The following is a 10,435-nucleotide window of genomic DNA, read 5'->3' as shown; positions in this document are numbered from 1 at the left end:
GCGCCGCACCGGGCGTCCTGTGGCGCGGTCGAGGTGCGAGAGGCGGGCGAGGCGGTAGCGGACCAGGACCCGGTGCACGGTGGCAGGGTTGAGCCGCAGCAGGTAGGCGATGCGGGCCGGTCCCCAGCGGCGCAGGACGCGGACCTTGACGATCCGCCGCTCGGTACGGACCGGCAGCCGGCGCGGGCTGCGGTGCGGGCGGCTGGAGCGGTCGCTCATGCCGGCCTCGCCGAGCGTGCGGTAGCGGTCCGCCCAGCGCTTGGCCGTGGCCGGCGAGACCTGGAAACGCTCGGCGGCCCGGCGAAGCGGCCAGCCGTCCTCGACCACGCAGCGGGCCAGACGCAGGCGTCCGGTCTCGGTCAGCGGTGCGTTACGGTGTGGCATGAGGGCCTTTCTGAAGTCGGTGCAGATGTCGCAATCCACACCGAGCCAGAAGGCCCTCACTCATTTCAAGATCACCCGACCGTGAACCCCGTCACCAACCTCCGTGGTCAGAACACCTAGGGCGTGTCTGACAATTCCCGCCGGGCGCGCGACGCCTGGGCACGCACCTCGCCGCGTTGTCGTCGGTCGCCGATGCTCCGCATGGACTCCCTCCTCCGCCTTGCGATGCACGCACCCAGACGCCGCGCGCTGGTCCGACGCGAATTGTCAGACACGCCCTAGCGGCCGGGAACGAAGGAGAGTACGCGCAGCCCGCCGGGCGTCTCGGTGGTCGCCCTGCGCGCGAGTCCGGCGGTGGCGGCCAGCTCCTCGTACCGGTCGAGGGTGCGTTCGCGGCCGCCGAGGAAGAGGAACATCCCGAGGTCCATCGCGGTCATCGCGTACGGATCGCCCTGGTCGAGCAGTCGCTCGACCACCAGGACGACGGTGTCCGAACCGGCCGCCCCGGCGCAGCCGCGCAGGATACGCAGCGCGTCGGCGTCGTCCCAGTTGTGCAGGACGTTCACCAGGGTGTAGACGTCCGCCGGCGGCAGCGGCTCGAAGAAGCTGCCGGCCAGGGCCGTGAACCGGTCGCCGTGGCCGGCGGCGGCCGACCGCTCGCCGGCCGCGCGGGCGGCGTCCGGCAGGTCGAGCGAGGTCGCGCGCAGGCGCGGGTACGCGGACAGCAGGGCGTCCGACAGCACACCGGTGCCACCGCCGAGGTCCACCACGTGCCCGTCGGGTGGCCAGGGGTACGCCTCGACCAGTTCGGTGGCGAAGCTCTCGGCGTGGTGGCCGCGGAGCCGGTCGAAGGTGATCCCGGCCGGATGGTCGGCGAGGTCCTCGTAGAACGGTCTGCCGTGCAGTTCCCGGTACGGCGGCCGGCCGGTGCGCAGGGCCTGGAGCAGGCCGCCGGTCGCGGCGTCCAGTCGGGCACCGATGCCGTCCTGGTCGAGCCAGGGCCGCAGCCGCGAGGGGTGGCCGTCCAGCAGGGTGACGGCGAGGCCGGTCAGACCGTAGGTGCCGGGCCGGGGCTCCTCGAAGATCCCGCGGCACACCAGGAACCGCATGAGCCGCTCCAGGAGGTCCGGATCGGTCCCGGTCCGTTCGGCGAGCGCCGCGAGGCCGTCGTGGCCGGCCAGGATGTGATCGGCGAGCCGCAGGGTCGCTGCGGCGCGCAGGGCGACGGGGGCGAGTCCGCTCACGGCCTCGGCGAACTGGTGGGCGGGATCGTCACTCACTGCGGGGCTCCGGAGGGGCTGGTGGGGGACAGGGTGCCGTCGGGCCGGTCGTCGGGCCGGTCGTCGGTCGGGTCTCCGGTCCGGGCGTGGACCGGTTCGCCGTCCCGGTCGTCGATCCGGTCGGGGGTCCGGTCGCCGATCTGGTTGCCGAGCAGGAGGCGGTAGCGGTGGCTGGTGCGGACGAGGTGGTCGTGGTCGCCGGTCGCCACCACCCGGCCGTCGTCGACGACGAGGATGCGGTCGGCGTCCCGGACGGTGGAGAGCCGGTGGGCCACCACCAGTACCGCCGTGTCCTCGGGCAGGCCGCGCAGCCCGGCCATCACGGCGGTCTCGTTCTCGGTGTCCAGGCTGGCGGTCGGTTCGTCGAGCAGCAGCAGGGCCGGCCGGCTCAGCAGCGCCCGTGCGATGGCCAGGCGCTGGCGTTCACCGCCGGACAAGGACGCGCCGTGCTCGCCGACGGGGGTGTCCAGCCCCAGCGGCAGCCGGTCGACCAGCCGGTGCAGGTTCACCTGCCGCAGCGCCCGGTCGAGCGCCTGCGGCGAGGATTCGCCGCTGAGCACGAGGTTGTCGCGCAGGGTGCCGTGCAGGACGGCCGGATCCTGTTCGACCAGGGCCAGCAGCGATCGGGCCTGCCGGAGCGTCAACCCGTCGGCGGGGTGGCCGAGGTAGTGGATCGTGCCGTGCTGCGGGTCGTACAGCCGGCAGATCAGCGACAGGATGGTGGACTTGCCCGCCCCGGACGGGCCGACCACGGCGGTCCGGGTGCCAGGGGCGAGTGCGAAGCTGACGCCGCGCAGAGCCGGTCGCTCGCCGTACGCGAAGGCCACGTCGCGGAATTCGAGGATCGGCGCGCCGGGGGCGACCGCCTGCGGCCGGACCGGTGCGGTGGCGGGTTCCGCGGGCTCCGCCGGCTCGGCGTCCCAGCCGAGGCAGTCGTCGATGCGCTGGAGCGCCCCCATCGCGCGCTTCAGCGAGGCCAGCCCGTCCATCAGGTTGCCGAGCGGCATCACCAGGTAGGTGGCGTACAGCAGCAGGGCGATCAGGTCGCCGAGTTCGATGCTGCCGGAGGCCACCCGGGTACCGCCCAGCACGAGGACCAGGAGGAAGGAGCCGCTGGCGGCGAGCTGGGTGACCGGCGCGGCCGCCGCACCCAGCCGCGCCCCGCGGATGCCCGCCCGGCGGGCGGCCAGGGCGGAGGCGACGATGCTCTCGGACTCCGCCTCCTCGGCGCCGCTCACCCGGATCGTGCGCACCGCGGTGAGTCCGCGCTCCAGGTCGGCGGCGAACGAGCCGACGGCGGTCTGGGCCTGCTCGCCGGCGGCCCTGATCCGGTCGAGCGCGGCGGCCACGGCGAGTGCGGCGACCGCGAAGACCCCCAGCACGGCCAGGAAGAGCACCGGGTCGATCCGGAGCATCAGGACGGTGGCGCCGACCACGGTGAGCGCGCCCACCGCGATCTCGACCAGGCTGCGGTTGACCGCGTCGCGCAGCGCGGCGGTGTCGTTGCCGGCCCGCGAGATCAGGTCGCCCACGCGGTGCCGGTCGAGGACGGCGATCCGCAGGCGCAGCAGGTGCCCGACCAGCTGTCGGCGCAGCCGCAGGACGACGTTCTCGCCGGCACGTTCCAGCAGGTACCGCCCGGCCGTGTCGACCACCGTCTGGACCGTGAAGAGGCAGATCAGCAGTGTCACGGGGGCGGCCGGGGAGCCGCCGGTGCGGACCCGGTCGATGACCTCGCCGGCCAGCAGCGGCTGCGCCAGCCCGAGCCCCGAGGCGACGACGACGAGCAGCCCGGCGACGCCCACCGGTCCCGACTCGGGCCGGATCAACGCGAGCAGCCGGCCCAGCCCGACCCGCCCGCCGCCGGCATCGGCGGAGGCGCTCCCGGTCCCGGACCCGGAGGACCCGTCGGCGGTCCTACCCACGGCCGGCCCCGACCGTCATCAGCACCCGGTAGTCCTCGCTGCCGCCCGGCTCGGCCACGATCCGCCCGTCGGCCTCCACCCAGGCGTGCGCCGCGAACGGCGGAGTGGCGCGTACTCCGACGCACCACTGCGGCCATCCGCCGCGGAGGCGGCACAGTAGCGCGACCGCGATCGAGCGCGGCAGGCAACCCTGCCAGCCCGCGCACCGGGGGCTCGCCGCGCTGACCTCCCGGTAGTACGTCTCCACCTGCGGGTAGGGCGTGGCCCGGGCGCCCGCCGCCACGCGTCCCAGCACCGCGCGCAGCCGCCGGGGCGACAGTCTGGCCAGGAGCAGGCCCGCGAGGACGGCCGCCCGGACGGTGACCGCCCGGCCGGGACTGCCCCGGCGGGACCGGGGCACGGTCATGTCGACGCTCACGCGATCACCAGGCCGGCGGCACGCAACTGGTCGACCAGGGCCAGCAGGTCCGCTCCGGCGTGCTCGTCGGTGACGTCGTACGCGGCCGTGATCGCGGCCACGATCTCGTCGGTCCCGTGTCCGGCGAGCAGGTGCTCGGCCGCCAGCTGCCCGGTGGGGTTCAGCTGGTAGTAACGGCCGGCCCGCTCGTCGAGCAGGACGGCGCCGTAGTCGGTGGCCACCAGGGTCACGTCGTCACGCAGTCGGACTGGCATGGAGTCGCTCCTGTCGGTTTGTCGTGCGCTCCGCGGCGCGCAGCCAGAGTTCGCAGGCCACCGTGGTGAGCAGGGCGCCGTCGTCGAGCTGGGGTGCGTCGGGCTGAGCGCAGAGGGCGGTCAGCCGGTCCGCGTCCACCAGCCCGCGGGCCGCCAGGCGGGACTCCGCCCAGAGCGCGGTCAGGTCGGCGCCGTGCCGGTGCAGTCCGAGGGCGAGGTCGAGATCCCCGACGCCCTTGGTCGTCCGGGCGAGCAGCCGTTCGGGAAGGACCCCGGCCATGGCGTGGCGGAGCAGCGGCTTGTAGGCGTGTGGCTGGACCCGGTCCTCGATCCGTACCGAGAGCGCGGATTCGATCACCCGGTCGTCCAGGAACGGGGCCGAGATCGGCAGGCCGGCGCGGCCGGTGAAGTCGGCGAGGCTCCGGACCAGCCGGGCTCCGTCGCGGATGCCGTCCAACTCCAGGTGCCGGCCCGGGGTCGGGGCCAGCGGGTGCGCCGTGGCCGCGGCCCGGCCCAGTTCGCCGCGGATCAGGTCGACGGCGTGCGGCGTGACCCACTCGGGGAGTGCTGCGGGCACCCCCCAGGTGAGCAGCGGGGTGCGCCAGTCCGGGACCGGTCCCCGGCTGACGGTGGACCGGGCGAGCCAGCGGCGGTAGGAGCCGTTTCCGGCCAGCTGCCGGGCCACGGCGGACCAGGACCAGCCGAACATCCCGCGGTACGCGGTGATCCGGTGGGCCGCGGCCCAGGGGTGGGTGCGCAGCAGGTCGACCGCCAGGGTGGGGAGCCCGACGAACAGGTGGTCCCCGCCGTGGCCGGTGAGGTGCGCCTGGGAACCGGCCTGGCGGGCGATCTCGGTCACGGCGAGTACCCGCGAGCGTTGTGCGAGGGAGATGGAGGGTTCGTCCAGCCGCTCGCCCTCCGCGCCGGCGAGGTCGTCGTAGGCGAGCGGGAGTCTTTCGACGGGCAGGAACCGGTGTTCGAGGTCCGGGTTCAACGCGGCGGCGAGGGCTGCCCACTCGCGATCGTCGTCGAGCGGGTCCCGGCTGCCGGCGGTGACCGCCAGGACGGCCGGGCCGCCCTGCCGGGTGCGTTCGCGCTGGGCGAGGTAGCTGACCGAGGTCGAGTCGAAGCCGCCGGAGAGTTCGCTGCTGACCGGTCCACGGCCGGCCAGGTGAAGACGGACGGAGGCGGCCAGGGCGTCGTGGACGCGCTCCGCTCCGTCCGCTGCCGAGCGCGTGGGAACCGGCGGACGCCACCAGGGCCGAACCGTGACGGTCTGCCGGCCGTCGATACGCAGATGGCTGCCCGGCGGTGTCGACTCGATACCGAGCCAGGTGGTGCGCTCGCCCAGCGGGTGTGGCACGGGCTCCAGCAGTCGGACGGCGAGTGCGGCCTCGTCGACGGGTGCGCCGGACAATTCGGCGAGTGTCTCGGCCCGGTCGCCGACCAGCAGGGTTCCCCGGTGCCGGGTGTGGAAGATCCGGCGTACTCCGGACGCGGTGCCCTGGACCCGGATCACGCCGCCGATGATGGCCAGTACGTGGAAGACCCCGGGGAGCCGGACGAGCACGTGGTCCAGTTCGGTGATGTCCCGGCAGCGCCGGAGCGCGGCCTTCAACACCTCGTGCTCGGCCGGGCCGGGCCCGATGAGGACCAGCCGGTCGTCGCCGGAACGCACCTCGGTGAGGCGACCGTACGGGAGGTCGGCGAGGATCCAGGGGCGTCCGGAGGGATACGGCACCGGGCGAGTGGGGCGGAAGGGAAGACACCCGGCAACAGCGGATGCCGCATCGTGGTCTGGCAGCATCACAAAGCGGTCGGTGCCGCTGCCGGGTGCCTTCGTCACGCTATGCGTCCTCTCACGGGATGAGGCGGCCGACCAGCTGGTCGCCCTTGATCCGTCCGAAACCGGCGGTGGCGGTGGCGAACGTGCCGCGGGCCGTGAGCTTCGGGGCCTGGTAAGGCTTCTTCGTCTTCATCGGATTCACCTCCTTTGCTTCCTCGAACTGTTCGGGGTGTTGACCATCCTGCGGGGAGGTCATCGGTTCGCCTACTGTCGGCCGCGACAGTCTCTGGGTGTGTACGGCGGCGGCGAGGCAGACCCGGAGGCGGCTGTTCAGTCCCAGCTTTGCCTGGATATTGACGATGTGTGCCCGGACGGTCCGTTCCGTGATGAACATTTTCCCGGCAATGTCCAGATTGGTCGGTCCGTCCGCCAGCAATGCGAACACTTCTCGCTCACGCAGGGTGAGCCGGCCCACTCGGCGTAGGGCGGGGAGCCAGTGGAGTCCGTCTGCCGAGTCCTGAGAGTTCATCGATCCCCCTTTTTTCACCGGACACTCCAGCATTTCAGCATGTCAGAGGGAAGGGGAACCTCCGGGTCCGGTAAAGCCTTTTTGCCAAGGCATTTGTCGCGGGCGGCGAGAAATTTACCCCGCGAATCCCCCGCGGCTGCCTGGCGACCATTCGTCCGCCGATCGGCGGGGGTCGATCGGCGGGGTGGAATGTCGGAAATCAGGATGGCTGAATTCGGATGTGCGAACGCGGGAAAACCGTTGTGGCGCCGCCCACTGTCATGGCGCTTGCGGGGAGCTCACCGGAGCGGCAGGCCGTCGTGGTCCGGCTCACCGGGGCGTTCGGTGTCGTCAGGGGAGGACGTGCTGGGCTGGGGGCTTCGGTGGTGTCCGCTCGAAGGTGGCGCGGTCGTTCCCGGAGGTCCGAGTCGGGCACCGGCCGGTGCGGTACGACCTCGTCGATGCGAGGCTGTCGGTAGGCGGGGATGCACGGCTACCGGGCGGGGGAGCCTCTTCGACGTTCGAGCCCCGGCTCCGCCCGATGGGGCGGGCGGAGCCGGGGCCGGGGCCGTCGTTCAGGAGGAGAGGCGCTTCAGAGCCGCCGTGGCGATGCCTTCGACGGAGGCCGGGCCGACGGCGGGGCGGCCGGTCAGCTCGACGATGGCGACCCTGGTGCCGCTGCGCAGGACCGCGACCCCGCCGCTGAAGGCGCCGTCGCCGTTGTGGGCCGGGTACCAGCGGCCGGTGCCGCCGGCGACGGTCAGGGCGTGGGCCGCGCCGTAGTACCAGTGGCCGGCGGGCTCGTTCTGGCAGGCCTGGACGAGCGTGACGAGCCGCTGCTCCCAGGCGGCGGCCTCGGCCCCGGTGGGGGCGCTCGCGGCCGACTCGGTCAGCTGGCCGGCGGTGTCGAAGGTCCACGTCACCGAGGCGTAGCCGGTGGCCTTGCCCTTGGTCAGGTCGCGCATCGTCTCCTCGCCGGAGCACCCGGACAGCCCCTGGCGTCCGGTCAGCGCGACGGTCGCGCCGACCGGGTTCAGCCCCTGTCGGAGGTAGTCGTCGCTCTGGACGAGGGCGGCGGAGCCGAGCCCGAACGCGGAGGCCGCAGCCGGGGCCGGGGCCGCAGGCGTGGCCGTGGCCGTGGCCCCGGCCGGGCGGGCGGCGCTCCGTGCGGCGCCCTCGGCGGTGGCCGACTGGGTGCCGGCGACGCCGACCGTGATCAGCGCGGCGGCGAAGCAGGCCGCGGTGGCGGCGACCCGGTTGCGGCGAACGGACTTCTGCTGGACGGTCTGGTTCTCGGTCATCTGGTCCCCCTGCTGGTCGGGACGCCTGCTGCGTCCTCGTACAACCGGGGAGATGCCGCCGGGGAAGGGAAAGTCGGCGTACCGACCGGCTGTTTCACAGCTGTGACAGAGCGGCCCTGACGACGCGGTCCATCGCGGCCGTCCCCAGGCAGGCCTCGACCTCCAGCACCCCGAAGTGGCTGCCGCTGCGCAGCACGGCGACGCCGCCGCACGGCTCCTTGCCCTCGGGCGCCCTGCCGGTGGTGTTGAGGGAGCCCCGGTACATGCCCATCCAGTTGGCGGTGACGTCCGGGGCGAGTCGCACCGGCATGGTCTTTCCGTAGACCCAGTGCCCCGGCACCGCCTCCTGACAGGGCACCTCCTCCAGCAGCAGCCGCTCGGCGAAGTTCTGCGCCCGGGAAGGGCTCGGGGCCTCGGCGGCGACCTGGCGGGCGACCTGGCCGCCGCTGTCGGTGGACACCGTGGGGTCGTCGGGATTGGTGCGGGTGCTGGTCATCAGCCCGCGGAAGTGGGCACCGCGCCCGCCCAGGGTCTGGGTGAGGGTCTTCTCGCCGGTGCAGGCCGCGTTGGCGTAAGCCCCGTCGCCGTACCGGTCGGCGACGCGGATCCGGCCGGTGTCGATGTCCGGGCCGAACACCGCGGGGCCCAGCAGGTTCGCGGCCGTCATCGGCCCGGTCGCACCGGTCACATCGGTCGCACCGGTCGCACCGGTCGCACCGGTCGGCGAGGCGGAACCGGAGCCGAAACCGTCCGGCGTCGCCGGAGCGGACGCGCCCCCCGACACCCCGTCGACCGCGGCACCCGACCCCGTCACCGCACCCGCCGCCGGGTGCGCGGTGGCGCCGGGGGGCGGTGGCAGCACGAACCGCCCGGTCGCCAGCCCGAGCACGGCGGCCGCCACCAGGGCGGCCGCGGCGGACCGGCGCCGGACGACGGCGTGGCCGCCGCCCGCCGCGGGAGCGCCGCTCACAGAGCGGTGGCCAGGCGCTCGCGCATGAAGCGGCGGGCCTGGTCGATGCGGTCCTTGACCGTGCCCAACGGCGTGTCCAGCTCCGCCGCCACCTGGACGTAGGTCAGGTCGCCCAGGTCGCGCAGCACGAAGGGCTCCACCAGGGTGGGGTGCCGCTCCTCCAGCGCGGCCAGCGCCTCCATCACGTCGAGCCGGGTGCCGGCGATGACGCTGGTGGTGCGCGGGTCGACGGACTCGGGGAGGTCGGCGTGGCTGTCCTCGGCGCGCCGGCGCATCGAGCGGTAGGTGGACCGGGCGGCGTTCGAGGCGATCACCGTCACCCAGCCCAGGAAGGAGCCGCGGCCGCCGTAGTCGCCCAGGTGCCTGCTGATGGACAGCAGCGCGTCCTGCGCGGCCTCCTCCGCGTCGGCGTGGTGGGGCAGGAAGCGTGAGCAGCGGCGCAGCACCACCGGCCGCAGCTTGGCCAGCAGGTACTCCGTCGACCCCGGGTCCCCCGCCTGAGCCGCCGCCAAGAGCCGTTCCAGCTCGCCTTCCTCGAACACCCGGATCCCCCGTTCCGTCCCGCCCGGCACCCCGCCGGGACCTCGCCCGTCGCCTTGCCCGCCGCCTTGCCCGCCGAACGGGAGTTCCGCGCTCCCCCCGACTCCGGCAGAATGCTGCCATATGCGCAAGCTCGGCCGTTACCTCCTCTCGGAGCGGCTCGGGGCCGGCTCCTTCGCGACGGTCTGGAAGGCCTTCGATCCGGAGCTCGACACCGAGGTCGCGGTGAAGGTGCTGGCCGAGAACTGGGCCGCCAACGCCGATGTGCGCGAGCGGTTCCTGGCGGAGGCGAGGCTGCTGCGCCGGATCGCCAGCCCGCGAGTGGTCCGGGTGCACGACGTCGGGGTGCAGGACGACCGGCCCTACTTCGTCATGGACTACGTGCGCGGCGGCACCCTGGCGGACCGGGTCGGGCAGTGCGAGCCGCAGGAGGCGCTGCGGCTGGCCGCGGAGGCGGGCTACGCGGTCCAGGTCCTGCACGAGGCGGGCGTGGTGCACCGCGACGTCAAGCCGTCCAACCTGCTGCTCGCCACCGGCCCCGAGCCCGCCGCGGTGCTGGTGGCCGACCTGGGCAGCGCGAAGCAGCTGGCCGACGCGTCCGGGCTGACGGTGACCACGGGCACGCCCGCCTACATGGCACCGGAACAGGCCTTCCAGACCGGCGGGTTCGACGGGCGGGCCGACGTGTACGCGCTGGCCGTGGTGGCCTACGAGCTGCTGACCGGGCAGAAGCCGTTCGGCCCGGGCGGACGCGCCACCGCCCTGATGACCGACCAGCCGACCGCCTCGACACTCCCGGTCCTCCCGGCCGGAGCGGAGCTGCCGCCGAACGTCGCCCTGCTGCTGCGGACCGCGATGTCCGTCGAACCGGCGGACCGCCCGCCGACCGCGCGGGCCTTCGCGGACGCGCTGCTGGCCCCGGTCCCGCAGCTCCAGCCCCCCGAGCCCGCCCCGGCCGGCCCCGGGTGGCTGACCCCCCGCGCGGTCGGTCTGGCGTCGGTCACGGTGTTCACGGCGACGACCCTGCTGAGCTGGCTGCTGCGCTGACTCCGGCCGGGGGCCGGTCCGG

11 protein-coding genes are annotated in these 10,435 nt (G+C 74.0%); 1 reads left to right on the top strand and 10 read right to left on the bottom strand.

The window, feature by feature from the left end:
• The 10 genes from AB0N76_RS08485 to AB0N76_RS08440 form a co-directional block, all read right to left on the bottom strand.
• Window positions 1–384 (bottom strand): leucine zipper domain-containing protein (locus tag AB0N76_RS08485; protein ID WP_363554538.1); only part of this gene is annotated, 384 nt, incomplete at its 3' end.
• A gap of 278 nt (window positions 385–662) precedes the next feature.
• Window positions 663–1,664: a methyltransferase gene (locus AB0N76_RS08480; protein ID WP_363554536.1), complete on the bottom strand. Its 1,002-nt coding sequence runs from the start codon at window positions 1,662–1,664 to the stop codon at window positions 663–665.
• Complete coding sequence (locus AB0N76_RS08475) at window positions 1,661–3,589, bottom strand: ABC transporter ATP-binding protein (protein WP_363554534.1); 1,929 nt, start codon at window positions 3,587–3,589, stop codon at window positions 1,661–1,663. The genes AB0N76_RS08480 and AB0N76_RS08475 overlap by 4 nt, the downstream gene beginning before the upstream one ends.
• Window positions 3,582–4,007, bottom strand: coding sequence for a lasso peptide biosynthesis B2 protein (locus AB0N76_RS08470; RefSeq protein WP_363554532.1), 426 nt, complete (start codon window positions 4,005–4,007; stop codon window positions 3,582–3,584). Before AB0N76_RS08470 ends, AB0N76_RS08475 begins: the two co-directional genes overlap by 8 nt.
• A complete protein-coding gene (locus tag AB0N76_RS08465) occupies window positions 4,004–4,261 on the bottom strand; it encodes a lasso peptide biosynthesis PqqD family chaperone (protein WP_363554530.1) in 258 nt (85 codons plus the stop codon). Before AB0N76_RS08465 ends, AB0N76_RS08470 begins: the two co-directional genes overlap by 4 nt.
• Window positions 4,242–6,002: an asparagine synthase-related protein gene (locus tag AB0N76_RS08460; protein WP_363554528.1), complete on the bottom strand. Its 1,761-nt coding sequence runs from the start codon at window positions 6,000–6,002 to the stop codon at window positions 4,242–4,244. The genes AB0N76_RS08465 and AB0N76_RS08460 overlap by 20 nt, the downstream gene beginning before the upstream one ends.
• 118 nt (window positions 6,003–6,120) lie before the next feature.
• Window positions 6,121–6,576: a helix-turn-helix transcriptional regulator gene (locus AB0N76_RS08455; protein WP_363554526.1), complete on the bottom strand. Its 456-nt coding sequence runs from the start codon at window positions 6,574–6,576 to the stop codon at window positions 6,121–6,123.
• A gap of 554 nt (window positions 6,577–7,130) precedes the next feature.
• Window positions 7,131–7,856 carry a hypothetical protein gene (locus AB0N76_RS08450; RefSeq protein ID WP_363554524.1) on the bottom strand — a complete coding sequence of 242 codons (726 nt, stop codon included), beginning with the start codon at window positions 7,854–7,856 and terminating at the stop codon, window positions 7,131–7,133.
• Between the two features lie 94 nt (window positions 7,857–7,950).
• On the bottom strand, window positions 7,951–8,826 hold the full coding sequence (locus AB0N76_RS08445; RefSeq protein ID WP_363554522.1) for a hypothetical protein: 876 nt from the start codon (window positions 8,824–8,826) through the stop codon (window positions 7,951–7,953).
• Complete coding sequence (locus tag AB0N76_RS08440) at window positions 8,823–9,368, bottom strand: RNA polymerase sigma factor (protein ID WP_363554520.1); 546 nt, start codon at window positions 9,366–9,368, stop codon at window positions 8,823–8,825. The genes AB0N76_RS08445 and AB0N76_RS08440 overlap by 4 nt, the downstream gene beginning before the upstream one ends.
• Window positions 9,369–9,489: 121 nt before the next feature.
• On the opposite strand from AB0N76_RS08440, the gene AB0N76_RS08435 reads away from it, so the two are divergent.
• Window positions 9,490–10,413 (top strand): serine/threonine-protein kinase, encoded by a 924-nt coding sequence (locus tag AB0N76_RS08435; RefSeq protein WP_363554518.1) that lies wholly within the window; start codon window positions 9,490–9,492, stop codon window positions 10,411–10,413.
• The last annotated feature ends 22 nt before the right edge of the window (window positions 10,414–10,435 follow it).

Source organism: Kitasatospora sp. NPDC093806 (assembly GCF_040683335.1).
GTDB lineage: Bacteria > Actinomycetota > Actinomycetes > Streptomycetales > Streptomycetaceae > Kitasatospora.
This window is presented reverse-complemented; position numbering and strand designations above follow the sequence as displayed.